Source organism: Gilliamella sp. wkB112 (assembly GCF_001690685.1).
Classification (GTDB): domain Bacteria; phylum Pseudomonadota; class Gammaproteobacteria; order Enterobacterales; family Orbaceae; genus Gilliamella; species Gilliamella apicola_J.
Map to the genome: position 1 here is coordinate 112,395 of NZ_LZGL01000018.1, position 14,681 is coordinate 127,075.

At 34.2% G+C, this 14,681-nt stretch carries 16 protein-coding genes; 7 read left to right on the plus strand and 9 right to left on the minus strand.

The features are described 5' to 3' along the window. Positions 1–30: 30 nt before the first annotated feature. Both mmuP and mmuM read left to right on the plus strand, forming a co-directional pair. A complete protein-coding gene (mmuP, locus tag A9G12_RS10085) occupies positions 31–1,437 on the plus strand; it encodes an S-methylmethionine permease (protein WP_065565726.1) in 1,407 nt (468 codons plus the stop codon). Continuing rightward, positions 1,424–2,368 carry a homocysteine S-methyltransferase gene (mmuM, locus tag A9G12_RS10090; RefSeq protein ID WP_065565727.1) on the plus strand — a complete coding sequence of 315 codons (945 nt, stop codon included), beginning with the start codon at positions 1,424–1,426 and terminating at the stop codon, positions 2,366–2,368. Before mmuP ends, mmuM begins: the two co-directional genes overlap by 14 nt. A gap of 470 nt (positions 2,369–2,838) precedes the next feature. Here mmuM and A9G12_RS10095 read toward each other — a convergent pair whose 3' ends face one another. The 3 genes from A9G12_RS10095 to A9G12_RS10105 form a co-directional block, all read right to left on the minus strand. Beyond that, positions 2,839–3,636 (minus strand): AraC family transcriptional regulator, encoded by a 798-nt coding sequence (locus A9G12_RS10095; protein WP_065565728.1) that lies wholly within the window; start codon positions 3,634–3,636, stop codon positions 2,839–2,841. A gap of 31 nt (positions 3,637–3,667) precedes the next feature. Then, positions 3,668–4,228 (minus strand): YbhB/YbcL family Raf kinase inhibitor-like protein, encoded by a 561-nt coding sequence (locus A9G12_RS10100; RefSeq protein ID WP_081299739.1) that lies wholly within the window; start codon positions 4,226–4,228, stop codon positions 3,668–3,670. 94 nt (positions 4,229–4,322) lie between these two features. Continuing rightward, positions 4,323–4,934: a riboflavin synthase gene (locus A9G12_RS10105; RefSeq protein WP_065565729.1), complete on the minus strand. Its 612-nt coding sequence runs from the start codon at positions 4,932–4,934 to the stop codon at positions 4,323–4,325. A 296-nt stretch (positions 4,935–5,230) separates the two neighbouring features. On the opposite strand from A9G12_RS10105, the gene crcB reads away from it, so the two are divergent. From crcB to A9G12_RS10125, 4 genes are all read left to right on the plus strand, one after another. Continuing rightward, positions 5,231–5,608, plus strand: coding sequence for a fluoride efflux transporter CrcB (gene crcB, locus A9G12_RS10110; protein WP_065565730.1), 378 nt, complete (start codon positions 5,231–5,233; stop codon positions 5,606–5,608). A 106-nt stretch (positions 5,609–5,714) separates the two neighbouring features. Beyond that, positions 5,715–6,104 (plus strand): cell division inhibitor SulA, encoded by a 390-nt coding sequence (locus A9G12_RS10115; RefSeq protein WP_065555964.1) that lies wholly within the window; start codon positions 5,715–5,717, stop codon positions 6,102–6,104. 506 nt (positions 6,105–6,610) lie between these two features. Continuing rightward, a complete protein-coding gene (locus A9G12_RS10120) occupies positions 6,611–7,042 on the plus strand; it encodes a hypothetical protein (protein ID WP_065565731.1) in 432 nt (143 codons plus the stop codon). Positions 7,043–7,045: 3 nt separating this feature from the next. Further along, complete coding sequence (locus A9G12_RS10125) at positions 7,046–7,504, plus strand: MarR family winged helix-turn-helix transcriptional regulator (protein WP_065565732.1); 459 nt, start codon at positions 7,046–7,048, stop codon at positions 7,502–7,504. Here A9G12_RS10125 and A9G12_RS10130 read toward each other — a convergent pair whose 3' ends face one another. The 6 genes from A9G12_RS10130 to A9G12_RS10155 all read right to left on the minus strand — a co-directional run bounded on the left by A9G12_RS10130 (position 7,505) and on the right by A9G12_RS10155 (position 14,021). Beyond that, positions 7,505–7,717, minus strand: a complete 213-nt coding sequence (locus A9G12_RS10130; RefSeq protein ID WP_065565733.1) for a hypothetical protein — start codon at positions 7,715–7,717, stop codon at positions 7,505–7,507. Between the two features lie 206 nt (positions 7,718–7,923). Then, positions 7,924–8,232 (minus strand): DUF6694 family lipoprotein, encoded by a 309-nt coding sequence (locus A9G12_RS10135; protein ID WP_065565734.1) that lies wholly within the window; start codon positions 8,230–8,232, stop codon positions 7,924–7,926. A gap of 64 nt (positions 8,233–8,296) precedes the next feature. Then, positions 8,297–8,761: a hypothetical protein gene (locus tag A9G12_RS10140; protein ID WP_065565735.1), complete on the minus strand. Its 465-nt coding sequence runs from the start codon at positions 8,759–8,761 to the stop codon at positions 8,297–8,299. Positions 8,762–8,925: 164 nt separating this feature from the next. Then, positions 8,926–10,509 (minus strand): glutamine-hydrolyzing GMP synthase, encoded by a 1,584-nt coding sequence (gene guaA / locus A9G12_RS10145; protein ID WP_065565736.1) that lies wholly within the window; start codon positions 10,507–10,509, stop codon positions 8,926–8,928. An 88-nt stretch (positions 10,510–10,597) separates the two neighbouring features. Beyond that, positions 10,598–12,748 carry a phosphate acetyltransferase gene (pta, locus tag A9G12_RS10150; RefSeq protein ID WP_065565737.1) on the minus strand — a complete coding sequence of 717 codons (2,151 nt, stop codon included), beginning with the start codon at positions 12,746–12,748 and terminating at the stop codon, positions 10,598–10,600. 67 nt (positions 12,749–12,815) lie between these two features. Next, positions 12,816–14,021 (minus strand): acetate kinase, encoded by a 1,206-nt coding sequence (locus A9G12_RS10155; RefSeq protein ID WP_065565738.1) that lies wholly within the window; start codon positions 14,019–14,021, stop codon positions 12,816–12,818. A 194-nt stretch (positions 14,022–14,215) separates the two neighbouring features. Here A9G12_RS10155 and yfbV point away from each other — a divergent pair, with 194 nt between their 5' ends. Beyond that, the gene (gene yfbV / locus A9G12_RS10160) at positions 14,216–14,680 is read left to right on the plus strand and encodes a terminus macrodomain insulation protein YfbV (RefSeq protein ID WP_065565739.1); all 465 of its coding nucleotides are present in this window, start codon (positions 14,216–14,218) and stop codon (positions 14,678–14,680) included. Position 14,681: the final 1 nt, after the last annotated feature.

A 14,681-nucleotide genomic window follows, 5' to 3' on the forward strand; every position in this document is an offset into this window, starting at 1 on the left:
ATTTCAAATCAACTAATCCTAAGATTGACTATGAACACAAATTCAGCAAATCAAAATAACGAAAATCAATTTAAACGTACTATGAAAACCCGGCATCTCATTATGCTATCTTTAGGTGGTGTTATTGGTACTGGATTATTTTTTAATACTGGTTATATCATCGCTACTGCGGGTGCTGTAGGTACGATTATTGCTTACTTAATTGGTGCATTAGTTGTGTATTTAGTGATGTTATGTCTAGGTGAACTAGCTGTTGCTATGCCAGAAACTGGAGCTTTTCATACTTACGCCACTCGTTTTATCAGCCCTGGAACGGGATATACGGTTGCTTGGCTTTATTGGCTCACTTGGACTGTTGCTTTAGGTTCGAGTTTAATTGCAGCTAGTTTATGTGCACAATATTGGTTCCCATGGATACCTGTTTGGGTTTGGTGTTTAATTTTTTGTGCTATGATTTTTGGGTTAAATATCTTCACTACGGCATTTTTTGCTGAAAGTGAATTTTGGTTTTCAATTATAAAAGTTATTACCATTATCATTTTTATTATTGCAGGTTGCGGCGCTATATTTGGTTTTATCCCGATGAAATACGATATGCCAGCACCATTTCTACACAATATTACTGCTTCTGGTTGGTTCCCAAATGGCATTACACCAATCATTATGACCATGGTTTCGGTTAACTTTGCCTTTTCCGGTACTGAATTAATCGGTATTGCAGCTGGAGAAGCACAAAATCCAGAAAAAACCATTCCATTAGCAATCAAAGCTACTATTTTGCGATTAATCATTTTCTTTATTGGGACTATTTTCGTATTAGCTGCACTACTCCCCATGGATCAAGCTGGGGTAATAAGAAGTCCTTTTGTTATGGTATTTGACAATATTGGGGTACCTTATGCCGCTGACTTTTTTAATTATGTGATTTTAACCGCCATTTTATCGGCAGCGAATTCTGGGCTCTATGCTTCAGGTCGAATGTTATGGTCACTATCTAACCAAGGCACTTTACCAAAGTGTTTTGGTAAATTAACTAAACAAGGCGTTCCAGCAATTGCTATCAGTATTAGCATGCTTGGTGGACTATTAGCCTTATTTACTTGTGTAATTGCGCCAGATACTGTTTTTGTGGCATTAACGGCTATTTCTGGCTTTGCTGTGGTTGCCGTTTGGCTTAGTATTTGTGTTTCTCATTACTTTTTTAGACAACAATTAACCACAACACAACTAAGTACATTAAAATATAAAGCTCCATGGTACCCCTTAGTGTCTATTTTAGGCATTATTTTATGCTCAGTTGCCTGTATTGGGCTGGCTTTCGATCCGGAACAGCGAATTGCACTTTATTGTGGTATTCCTTTTGTTGCGGTTTGCTACATTGCTCATTATTTTACTCAAGTCTTTAAAAAACGAGATTCTACTAATGAAAATCGATAACCAGATTGCTAACTTATTAAAATATAAAAAATACATTGTTATTGATGGTGCTCTTGCCAGTGAATTACAACACCGAGGATGTGATCTTAATGACAGTTTATGGTCTGCCAAGGTATTAATTGAACACCCACAACTCATTAGTCAAGTGCATTATGATTATTTTAAAGCGGGTGCTGATTGTGCCATAACCGCAAGTTATCAAGCAACTCCTCTTGGATTTGCTCAAAAAGGAATTAATGAAATTGAAGCAATTGCTTTAATCAAAAAAAGTGTCGAACTTGCGCAGCAAGCCAAACAACGTTATTTAGCTGAAATACCACAAAATAAACTGCTGTTAATTGCCGGTTCTGTGGGGCCTTATGGCGCCTATTTAGCTAATGGTTCGGAATATACTGGAGATTATCAGCTTTCGGAATCTGAATTTATTGATTTTCATCGTGTTCGTATGCAAGCCCTTATCGAAGCCAAGGTTGATCTGTTAGCTTGTGAAACCATGCCTTCCTTTGCTGAAATCAGAGCATTAACTAAACTATTACAACAATTCCCTCATATGACTTGCTGGTTTTCGATGACGTTAAAAGATGCTAAGTATCTTAGTGATGGCACACCATTATCCTTAGTGATTGAGCATTTAAATAAGGTTAATCAAATCGTCAGTATTGGCGTTAATTGTATTGCTCTGGAAAAAGTCACCGCCGCACTAACAACATTGCATCAGTTGACCTCTAAGCCTCTTATTGTTTATCCAAATTCCGGTGAACAATATGATCCGAGCACTAAACAATGGCGTCACAACCATCAACATGATTGTACTTTTACTAACCAAGTAGCTACTTGGACCAAGTTAGGAGCAAAATTGATTGGTGGCTGCTGCCAAACCACACCTGCCGATATAGTAGAAATTAATCACTTATTAGCAACTAAAAAATAATATTATTGGTAAGATAATGAAATGACTGACAATGTTTCAGGTCAGTCATACGTTTTAGATTAAAAAACTACCTATATTCAATATTTAAGTGCTAATTGAAATTGAGTTAGTAAAAGGCCTCATAAAGTGTTTTATACTCGAACCTTTTTCTTTCAATGATTTAACCGATTTTCAACCGCTTGTCTATTCATTACTAAACGCCTTTTTTATATCTTGCGACAACTCATTCATAACTCGTGATTTAAAGTATAATTAGATAAATATGACGGTTACATTTTTTCCAGATTAATATGGAATGAAATGTAATCATGATTGAATAGCAAAGAACTGGATTGCTAAAACACCTATAATATCCATTAATTACTACAATATGATTAAAACCGTATGGATTAATTTACAATTAATATCAATGAGGTAAAGTACTCTCAAAACATCATCTTTTTATTTTAAAGAGAAAAACAGTAATTAAATTATCGACGCAACTGTTTAGGTGAAAAACCAAAGCGTTTTTTAAAATAAAAGGCAAAGCGGGAACCTGATTCATAGCCTATTGCTTGTGAGATTTGTAGTATAGATTTTTGGCTTGTTTGTAACAACATCAATCCATGACTGAGCCTTACATCTAATATAATTTGTGATAAGTTATATCCTTCAAGCGCTAAATGTCTTCGTAATGTCGATTCACTCAAAGCAAATTGTTTAGCCAATTCACTAGCATACCACTTTTTACTAGGTTGCATACCAATAACTCGCCGAATTTTTTGGCTAAGTTTGTCAGGATTGGGGGGCATAAAAGCAATGTGCATAGTTGACAATCGAATAAGTAACTCATAAAAAAAGTGTTTAACCAAGGTTAAATCACATGATGAATTATTAAAATCTTCGGTCAAAAGTTCATTTTTAATTTGCTTCAATCGATCAATAAACGTAGTTGTTAATTGGGTTTGTACACTAATTTTATTCAGCATGATAGTTTTAGGCGGTAACTGAGAGAGCGCAAACTGATGCAATAACTCACTACACCAAGTAAAACAAAGCGCTTGATACTGTTGTTCATTAATTGATAAGTTAGTTACATTAATTAGCATGTTGGCCGGAATAACTATTAACTGCCCTGCTTTTACGATAAAATGCTCCCCACTACATTCGACATGTTTTTCACCATTTAGCACAAATACCATCATTGCATCACTGTTCTCAATCTGCTTAAGCTTTTGATTACAACATTGCATAATGTGATTAATTTGTCCGATTGATGTAAAATTCACAATATCAATACTTAATTAGTTATGCCTTTACTCAGCGTGAATAATTATAGCTTACTGCCGCTTTAGCGATTTGATGTGAATTAGCAATAAACCCTATTAATGCTGGTGTAGTTTGATCATTTATTTCTATATGATCAATATCTAGTGCATAAAGCGTAAATTGATAGCGGTGATTAGTCTTTTCTGGAGGGCAAGGACCACCATAAAGACTCACTCCAAAATCATTACGAATCAATTGACTACCATTGGGTAACAACTCAGTATGATTACCCGCAGACTGCACTATAGATTGCGTTGATACTGGAATATTCACTATTACCCAATGCCACCATCCAGATCCTGTTGGTGCATCAGGATCGAACATAGTTAAAACCAGACTTTTTGCATGTTCCGGTAAATTCTCCCATAAAATCTGTGGTGATATATTTTCACCTTGGCACCCAAACTGATTAGCAACAAATTTTGCTGTAAATCCGTGTTGTTCCAAATCAGGGATCGTTAATTCCAATGGTTCGGCAATACAATTAGCTGAACTTAGCAACAATGTACCCAAAAAAATTGACCTAAGTTTATTTAAATTGAATTTGTGCATTTTTATTCCTTATAATTACTTTAAAAATACAATAAACCATTCATTTCAGAAATTCAGCACAGATTCGCCGAAATTAGGTACAAATTCGCTGAATCTACTTTTTTGTAGCCAGTACAACACGTTCAACGGTATCAACAATCGCTCGAGTTTGTGAATCAATTTCGATATTCACTTTATCGCCAACTTTTTTAGTGTCCAAGGTTGTAATAGCAAGGGTTTCCGGAATAAGATGAATTTCAAACTGATCACCTTTAACCTCACCGATGGTTAAACTAGCACCATCAATGCCAATAAAACCCTTGTACAGAACATATTTCATAAATTGTGCCGGCATGGCTAACGTCATGGCGCAATTAGTGGAAGTTTTTTGAATATCAACAATAGTGGCGGTGCAGGAAACATGCCCGGACATGACATGACCACCTATTTCATCACCATATTTGGCACTACGTTCAATATTAACGTAATCATGCAGCTTTTTATCACCTAAGGTGGTTAAGGCTAAGGTTTCTTCCATAATATCAAAAGTGACCCAATCATCAGCAAAATCGGTTACTGTCAAACAACAACCATCATTGGCAATTGAGGCACCAATTTCAATATTATTGGTTAATTTATGTGGTAATTTGATTTTATAAGTGCGTAATTTATCTTGATCGGCAATTTCAATAATTTGACCAATGCCCTGCACAATGCCCGTGTACATAATATTCCTTAGATTAATAACCAATAGATGTACTATTCTAGCCTAAATTGACAAAAATTTAATGCCATTCACATAATTTATTAGCTTTAAATTTAATCCGAGTCCTTTAATCAACCTTTGTAAAGCGCCAATAATTAAGTTATCAGTTAATTATATTCATTTTAAAAACATAGGCATTTTATTTGTCTGCTGTTATGATTACATTTATTTTGCCAAATCTTAAATAATATTTCTTAGACTAATTTATAACTGCAACCTATTAGTTTAAGTACATTTTATTAATTAAGGATCATTTTATGTTGAAACTCATAATTGCGATTTCAATTGGATCTGTTGCCGGTGGATTATTGCGATGGTTTTTATCATTAAAGCTCAATATTATTGCCTTTGCTATTCCTTTAGGCACGCTACTATCAAATTTAATTGCTGGCTATATTATAGGTTTTGCTATTGCCTTTTTTAATCATTCAAGTCTCTCTCCAGAATGGCGGTTACTGGTTATAACTGGTTTTTGTGGCGGTTTATCTACTTTTTCTACTTTTTCCGCCGAAATTGTTAACTTTTTGCAAGAAGGCCGAATTACTTGGGGACTAGTAAGCATAGCTATTCATGTGATTGGTTCAGTACTGATGACTTTCTTGGGTATTTGGTCATATCAATGGTTACGTTCTTAAAACATTAATTAACCAGTTTGCTGCTAAAACGATCAAAAAAATTGTTTACAAGCAAGAAATACTGTATTAATATACACTGTATATACAAACAGTAGTCGAGGTTATTATGCTTATTGAACATTCACCACAACAATTTATGACTGTTAACTTTGAATCACCATTCCAACAAGTTTTACAGCAACAACGACCTTTATTACGTTCTTTTAATAAAGCTAAAAAATGGCAATTATGGTTATCCGACCGCCCAATGCTAAAACGTTCATGGGTAAATATTGCCGGTCTGGATAAACAAAAAGTAGTTCATTTAGCTAATCTTAATAACGAAAATTTGATTTCAACTATTGAAAAGGCTTTACGTAGTCAGACTTGCAGTTATGTTGTTGCTTGCATAAATCATCTTAATGAACAAGATAAACAACGCATTCAACAAGCAGTTTTAGCCAGTGATACCTGTTTGCTTTTAGTACAGGATGATCAACCAATACAATATCATTAAGTCTATAAAATTAAGTAGGATACTAGATTGGAATCCTACTTGGTGATATGGAGTTTAATTTTAGCTGACTAACTCAGTTGTACTAAATGATTTAGTAGTAAGCTTTTTTTTAATATAAAAAAATAAAATAAACATCAATAGGAGATCTATGCATAGTATAGGTACATTGAAATAATCGCTAATGTCAGTAACTAATATTATTAACCAATAATAGCTAGTAGAATGGTTTCATGAATAAGCAATATGGTGAAAACTGTTTTTTTGCATTTAAATAGCCTTTTTATCGATGCTCATTTTATTAATATTAGTGAAAATCTTATCCCATTTATTATTTTACACCAATATGTGTTAATGCTATCTCCTCAGTGCTCCCTCCTTCAAAGTTGAAATAACCTTTAGTCAATAATACCTACTAGTTAATTCTGATTTATTATATAAATAATATTGACTGTAAAAATAATAAGCAATATTATAATAAGTATACTTATTATAGTAAGGAGCCAACAATGACACCTATATCCATTACTTTTACTGTACCAACTAGCGCTAATCCAGAAAAGGTTTGGCAATACTATACCAATATGCCTTTACGAAAATTATGGGAAACCGATCTTGAGGAATTTAGTCTTCAAGGTGAACTTAAAACTGGAGTAAAAGGTCTATTCAAACTACAAAACATGCCACCAATGGAAGTAACTTTATCTAAAGTAATTGTTAATCAGGAATTTACAGAAGAATTTAATATCGATAATATCGGCAAGATATATTTTTCCCATCAAATAATAACAGTTGCCCCTAATCAATATGCACTGAAAGCAGAAATAGCTTTACAACCTGATAATCAAATGGATGATAAATCATGTTATGATTTTATAAAACAAATCTCCGATGATATTATTGATAAAGCCTATTTATTGAAAAATCTTATTGAAAGATAAATTATGACTAAAAAAGTTAAGTTTTTATCCAAATTCCAAAACGATGCTGATTCAGTCGGTTTTTTATTTATGAGAACTTATTCGTCTTGGCAAACTAGCATAAAAAAGTGCCTGAAACAGCAGTCGATTACGCATCCCCAATTTGTAGTATTGGCTACACTAGCCTATTTATCACAACAACCAGATGAAATAACTCAGGTTATTGTAGCTAATAAAACCAATATTGATGTAATGACAATTTCACAAATTCTGGAAAATTTAGAGAAAAAAGCCTTTATAACTCGCACTACATCGTTAAAAGATAGTCGTGCTAAATGCATTACCTTGACCCAAAGTGGTTTAGATATGGCCAATAAAACCGTGCCATTAGTCGAGCAAATAGATAAACAATTTTTTGCAAGTCTAGGTAAAGATGCTAAACAATTCAATAAGATGCTTTTGACGTTATTACAAGGTAACTAATTATCTATTAACTCTGCCTTTAATCTGTTTATAAACAAAAGCAAAAATTAACCATAAGCAAAAGCCACAACCAGCACCGATTACTCCATAAACAGTGCCATAAGGGAAAATAATATAAAGAACGATATCGTAATTTAAATTCACTACCGGCTCAAAGTTGTCATTTAATGAAGGCATTGGTCCAAACTCAATAAATGCCATAAATAAACCCATCAAGAATCCTATAAGAATCAATAGATATTTAAATAATTTCATTATATTCCCGAAAAATTCACCATTAATCATGATTTTTAATAATCTAATTTGTTTAATTTTATCATGTTATCGCTGAGATTATATAATAGACAATAAAAAACCACCCGAAGGTGGTTAGCAATGTTTTAATACATTAAATTATATTAGATGTTTAGTTGTTTTTATCAATCTAATTTATTAAGAGGATTTTCGACCTTTTCAGCAATTTCTAGAACTTCAGCTACTGTTTTACCATCTAATTTATTTTTAATAGCTTCCTGAGTTTTAACTTCATCACCTTTAGTTTCAAAAGCTGTTGCTACGGAAATTTTAACAATAGCTTGCTGAAATGCTTTTAGCTCATCTCCATTTAAACTTTTAGATATTTCTTGTACAGAATTTTGCAAAGATTCTGTAGTACTGGCATCTATTTTTTTTTCACCACACGCGGTTAATAACGTAAGTGATATTAAAATAATCATTAGTTTTTTCATTTTTATCTTCCTTTCAACGTTTTGAGTTTATTGTATTAATATAATTAAACAGAATAAAGTAAATTTATTCTGTTTTACGATCGCAAGTTATTGCCATTTGAAATTTAGTAAAATCTTTTTCAATATCAGAATGGATTTCTCGAATAAGGTTGATTTTAAATTTATCATCAGATAAATAATCAATAGCTCTTATCGTTTTTGTATGGGCAATTGTATAGGATTCCGTTTCCTCTGGTTGATCATAATAGATAGCTAAATCAAATACTTTTGATTCCCCACCTATATTTCGATAAATCCGACCATCTTTTTTAAAAAATTTCATATTTATATTGTCAGCCTGACGGATACTATCATCAATAAACCGATTATATACCCAAGTGTCGATTTTATCGGAATGAACACCATTTTTCCAAGTATCCATTTTATACATACATTTCCAATCACCAATCAGCATATCTTCGGTTACTTGTTTTTTTTCACATCCAAATAAAACAAAACCGATAATACTCATTAATAGAGTTTTCTTCATCTTATTTCCATATAATTAAGTGAACTAATAGTACAAAATTTATAAAATTAGAGCAATGAAAAACTTAGTTTTATATATTAATATCCAATAGTCATAAACATATACAAACAAAAAAACCTTGCTAAGCAAGGCTTTTAGTCAATTCTTGGGTAATTGAGTTTGAACTACTCCCACTCAATCGTTGCTGGGGGTTTGCCGCTAATATCGTAAACTACTCGGGAAATACCGTTGACTTCGTTGATGATGCGATTCGAAACTCGACCTAGGAAATCATAAGGTAAATGAGCCCAATGAGCAGTCATAAAGTCGATAGTTTCGACTGCTCGCAATGAGACTACCCAATCGTATCTACGTCCATCCCCCATTACCCCAACTGAGCGTACTGGTAAAAATACCGTAAAAGCTTGGCTGACTTTGTGGTAAAGCTCTGCTTTGTAGAGTTCTTCAATGAAAATTGCATCAGCTTGACGCAATAGATCACAATAATCTTTTTTCACTTCACCAAGAACGCGTACACCTAAACCAGGACCAGGGAATGGGTGGCGATATAGCATGTCATAAGGCAAGCCAAGTTCCAGACCAACTTTACGCACTTCATCTTTAAATAATTCCCGTAATGGTTCAACTAAGCCCATTTTCATGTCTTCGGGTAAACCACCAACATTATGGTGAGATTTGATCACGTGAGCTTTACCTGTGTCAGCCGCAGCAGATTCAATTACATCTGGGTAAATCGTCCCTTGAGCTAGCCATTTTACATCTTTAAGTTTAGCGGCTTCTTCATCAAAAACAGCCACAAATTCACGACCAATAATTTTGCGTTTGGCTTCTGGATCAGCTTCACCTTTGAGAGCGGTTAAGAAACGGTCTTCAGCGTTCACAGCAATAATATTTAATCCAAATTTGTTGCCAAACATATCCATAACTTGTTGCGCTTCATTTAAGCGTAATAATCCATGATCAACAAATACACACGTAAGTTGATCACCAATTGCTTGATGCAATAATAATGCAGTTACTGATGAATCCACTCCGCCTGATAAACCTAATAACACTTTGTCATTACCAACTTGTTGTTTAATTCGTGCTATGGCATCAGTAATAATTGATGATGGTGTCCATAATTTTTCACAATGACAGATATCAATCACAAATCGTTGAAGTAATTCAAACCCTTTAACCGTATGGGTAACTTCTGGATGAAACTGTACACCATAAAAATGTTTATCATCGTTAGCCATTATCGCGAATGGACAACTTTCCGTTTGACCAACTACTTTGAAACTATCAGGAATGGCAGTTACTTTATCGCCATGACTCATCCATACATCTAATTGATTGATGCCGTCTTGAGTAGTGCTATCTAAAATGCCATCAGTTAATTTAGATGAACCTACAATATCTACTTTTGCATAGCCAAATTCACGTTGATTAGATCCGGTAACTTTACCATTGTTTCCAACTTGAATAGCCATGGTTTGCATGCCATAGCAAATACCTAGTACCGGCACACCTGCATCAAATACATATTCTGGTGCTCTAGGACTATTGGCTTCAGTAGTACTTTCGGGACTACCGGATAAAATAATTCCTTTAGGATTAAACTGTTTAATTTTTTCTTCAGACACATCCCACGGCCAAAGTTCACAGTACACGCCGATTTCACGTACTCTACGAGCAATTAACTGAGTCACTTGCGAACCAAAATCAAGAATTAATATGCGCTGTTGATGGATGTCTGTTTTCATTAATTTATACCTAACTTATGAAATAATATAAAAAATAAGAGGTGATATTGTATCACCTCTTATCTATAGTTTGAACTTACTGCTAAGTTTATTTTGCAGTGGTTTGTTCTTGTGCAGATTGAATTGCTGTTAATGCAATAGTATAGACGATGTCATCAACTAATGCTCCACGAGACAAGTCATTAACAGGTTTACGCATACCTTGTAACATCGGTCCAATAGATACCAGATCAGCAGAACGTTGTACTGCTTTATAAGTGGTATTACCTGTATTAAGATCAGGGAAGATAAATACTGTTGCTCTACCCGCTACTTTAGAATTTGGTGCTTTAGATTTAGCAACATCTGGCATTACCGCAGCATCATATTGTAATGGACCATCAATCATAAGATCTGGGCGTTTTTCTTGAGCAATTTTAGTTGCTTCTTTCACTTTTTCAACGTCAGCACCTTGACCTGAGCTACCTGTTGAGTATGAGATCATTGCTACCCGAGGTTCAATACCAAAGGCAATGGCGGTGTCTGCTGATTGAATAGCAATCTCAGCTAATTCTTGTGCATTTGGATCTGGATTAATTGCACAGTCACCATAAATGTATACTTGATCTGGCATCAACATAAAGAACACTGACGATACTAATGAGCTACCTGGAGCTGTTTTAATTAACTGTAATGGTGGGCGAATAGTATTGGCGGTGGTATGAACTGCACCTGAAACTAAGCCATCAACTTCATTAGCTTCTAACATCATGGTACCAAGTACCACATTATCAGCTAGCTGTTCGCGAGCGATAACTTCAGTCATACCTTTATTTTTACGTAACTCAACTAAACGCGGGACATATTTTTCACGAATTGCTTCAGGATCAACAATCTCAATTCCTTTACCTAAGGTTACACCTTGTGTCGCTGCTACTTTACGTACTTCATCAGGATTACCAATTAGCACACATTTAGCAATATCACGTTCCGCACAAATTGCTGCAGCTTTAATGGTTCTAGGTTCATCTCCTTCAGGTAATACCACTATTTTTTTAGCATTACGCGCTAGTTCTGTTAATTGATAACGGAACGCTGGTGGCGATAATCTACGAATTGAACTTACTACTTCTTTTAAAGTTTTGATCCATTTAGAATCAATATGATCAGCTACATAATTTTGGGTGTTTTCCATACGTTCTTTATCGTCAACTGGAATTTCCAAATTAAAATGCTGTAAATTTATGGATGTTTGGAAAGTATTAGTTTGCACAGTAAATACTGGTAAACCTCTATCAAATGCCGGTTGACATAATTTATAGATTTTTTCATCTATATCATAGCCACCTGTTAATAATACCCCACCAATAGAAACGCCATTCATCACTGCTAAACAGATAGTTACTAAAACATCGGCACGATCAGCTGAAGTCACTAGTAAAGCATCTGGTTGTAAATGGTTGATAATATTAGGTACACTTCGTGAGCAGAATGAAATATGTTTAATTCGGCGATTTTTGATATTACCTTCATTTATGATTTTAGCTTTAATATGATTTGCAATATCAATAGTTCGGCAAGCACTAAGATCGATATTCCATGGAATACAACCAAGCACCGGTAATGGACTATTAGCATTTAAATCTGCGATTGTGATATTTTTATTATCAAATTTTGGCGTATGATAGATTTCGGCAACATCTGGACGAGCAAGACTTTGTTCTTCTACTGGAGCATTGACTTTATTAACAATTACACCCATGATTTTTTCATTTTTGATACCACCAAAATTTGAACGTGCAATTTCAATACGATCTTTTAATTGTTCTGGTGAATCAGTTCCCATATTTACCACAAAAATAATCTCAGCACCTAATGTTTTGGCGATATTATTATTAAGTTCGTTAGCAAATGGATAATCAGTGGTTGGTACAATACCTTCAACTAAAACTACATCAGCACCTTTAGTATTTTCAGCATAACGTGCCACAATTTCTTCCATTAAAACATCTAATTGATTTAAACTTAAAAGGTTTTCAACATGGCTCATTTTAAGCGGTGTTAACGCTGGAATTTTAGTGTTATGACTGATTAGTAATGTAGTATTGTCTGGTGCATCGCCACCAGCTCTTGGTTGCGCTACTGGTTTAAAAACATTAAGATTAATACCTTGACGCTCCATCGCTCGAATAACACCAAGACTCACACCTGTTAGACCAACATTGGTACCGGTTGGAATTAGCATAATTGTACGAGACATAATTTATTTCCTCTGAATTCTTTATTAAATAAAAACAAACCGCCATGTAGGCGGTTTTGATTGTTAATTACGCAGTAAGACGCGCAGCATCTTGAGCAATGACAAGTTCTTCATTAGTTGGAATAACCATTGCTACAGTTGAACCATCTTTAGTAATTATGCCACCATTACCAAAACGAGCTGCTAAATTACGATCATGATCAAGTTCAAAACCAAGAATAGTTAATTTTTCCATTGTTAATCGGCGTACTTCATCAGAATTCTCACCAATACCACCAGTGAATACAATGGCATCTAAACGACCATCTAATAACATCGCATAACCACCAATATATTTAACTAATCGGTGCACAAATACATCTAATGCATTTTTGGCATTTTCATCTTTACTATAATGTTCAGTTACATAACGACAATCGCTACTAACACCTGTTAAGCCTAATAACCCTGATTTTTTGTTTAATAGATTATTAATATCCGCCACGGACATTTTTAAGTTATCGTGTAAGAAGAACATGATAGCAGGATCAATATCACCACTACGGGTACCCATTACTAACCCTTCAAGTGGTGTTAATCCCATTGAAGTTTCTACACATTTACCATTTTTAACTGCAGTAATTGAAGCACCATTACCCAAGTGGCAAGTAATAACATTAGTTTGTTCAACAGGTTTATTTAATACTTTAGCAGCTTCACGACTTACATAATAATGGCTAGTACCATGTGCACCATAACGACGAATACCATGCTTAGTATAAAGTTCATTAGGAATGGCATACAAATATGCCTCTTTTGGCATTGTAGTATGAAAAGCAGTATCAAATACCGCCACATTTTTGTCTTTTAAATGCGGAAATTCAGCAAAAGCTTCTCGAATACCAATTAAGTGGGCAGGATTATGTAAAGGTGCAAATGCAGCTGCTTCTTCAATACCTTTTAATACTGAATCATCAATAACTACTGAATGAGTATATTTTTCACCACCATGAACAATTCGATGGCCAATAGACTTGATGCTATCTAATAATTCTGGTTTTTGTGGGAAGATTTTATCAACAATAAACTTAATTGCTTGACTATGTGCTGCTCCAGCTCCTAAAGATGCTTCATGTTTTTCACCATCAAGTTTCCATTTAATACGGGCATCAGGAAGATTAAAACATTCAGCTAAACCAGACAAAAATTCATCACCATTTTCAGGGTTTATGATGGCAAACTTTAATGATGAACTTCCACAATTAAGAACAAGTGCGTTATTACTTGATGACATAGTAATTCCTATTTTTTGAAAAAAGAGACATACACCAACAAAAATTGGTAACTAAACACATGATTTAACAACCTGTATAATCATGCTAAGGCGACTTCTGCTATTTCATTTTTTGAGATAAAATAGACAACACCGCCAATTTCGATGGCCTATTTTAAGCCAATAAAGTGTGAATGTCGAGGTATCAACAAATTATGAAATTAATGCAAATATTTAAGTCTGGTCAGGCCTACATGCAACTTTGTCCAAAAGACAAAGAGCTGTCGCACTCTTTTCCAGAATTAAAAATCATTAGTTACATAAAAACCGCCAGCAAATATTTACCGCCGTTAATTATTGCTATAATGGTTTGGCAATATTACATGCATGCGCAAATAGCAGTAACTACAATTACAGTATTATTTGCACTAACTTTGCCATTACAAGGTATTTTATGGTTAGGTAAGCGGGCACAATCCCCCTTACCACTTAACTTAGTTGACTGTTACAATCATATAAAAGCACAATTAATCGAAAAAAAGATTTTATCTAAAGACAAAAACCTAAGTAATAAATTAACCTTTGAAGAATTTATGAAATTAATAAATTTAGCTAAAATCCATTTGGGTAGTTACTTTGGGCAATGTGATGATTCGTCATCACCTTCAATTAAAGAATAAT

Excerpts from the sequence above, each read along its gene's own strand:
- mmuP (WP_065565726.1), top strand. The coding sequence starts at position 31 with ATGAACACAAATTCAGCAAATCAAAATAACGAAAATCAATTTAAACGT.
- mmuM (WP_065565727.1), top strand. The coding sequence starts at position 1,424 with ATGAAAATCGATAACCAGATTGCTAACTTATTAAAATATAAAAAATAC.
- A9G12_RS10100 (WP_081299739.1), bottom strand. The coding sequence starts at position 4,228 with ATGCACAAATTCAATTTAAATAAACTTAGGTCAATTTTTTTGGGTACA.
- A9G12_RS10105 (WP_065565729.1), bottom strand. The coding sequence starts at position 4,934 with ATGTACACGGGCATTGTGCAGGGCATTGGTCAAATTATTGAAATTGCC.
- crcB (WP_065565730.1), top strand. The coding sequence starts at position 5,231 with ATGTTGAAACTCATAATTGCGATTTCAATTGGATCTGTTGCCGGTGGA.
- A9G12_RS10115 (WP_065555964.1), top strand. The coding sequence starts at position 5,715 with ATGCTTATTGAACATTCACCACAACAATTTATGACTGTTAACTTTGAA.
- A9G12_RS10120 (WP_065565731.1), top strand. The coding sequence starts at position 6,611 with ATGACACCTATATCCATTACTTTTACTGTACCAACTAGCGCTAATCCA.
- A9G12_RS10125 (WP_065565732.1), top strand. The coding sequence starts at position 7,046 with ATGACTAAAAAAGTTAAGTTTTTATCCAAATTCCAAAACGATGCTGAT.
- A9G12_RS10130 (WP_065565733.1), bottom strand. The coding sequence starts at position 7,717 with ATGGGTTTATTTATGGCATTTATTGAGTTTGGACCAATGCCTTCATTA.
- A9G12_RS10135 (WP_065565734.1), bottom strand. The coding sequence starts at position 8,232 with ATGAAAAAACTAATGATTATTTTAATATCACTTACGTTATTAACCGCG.
- A9G12_RS10140 (WP_065565735.1), bottom strand. The coding sequence starts at position 8,761 with ATGAAGAAAACTCTATTAATGAGTATTATCGGTTTTGTTTTATTTGGA.
- guaA (WP_065565736.1), bottom strand. The coding sequence starts at position 10,509 with ATGAAAACAGACATCCATCAACAGCGCATATTAATTCTTGATTTTGGT.
- pta (WP_065565737.1), bottom strand. The coding sequence starts at position 12,748 with ATGTCTCGTACAATTATGCTAATTCCAACCGGTACCAATGTTGGTCTA.
- A9G12_RS10155 (WP_065565738.1), bottom strand. The coding sequence starts at position 14,021 with ATGTCATCAAGTAATAACGCACTTGTTCTTAATTGTGGAAGTTCATCA.
- yfbV (WP_065565739.1), top strand. The coding sequence starts at position 14,216 with ATGAAATTAATGCAAATATTTAAGTCTGGTCAGGCCTACATGCAACTT.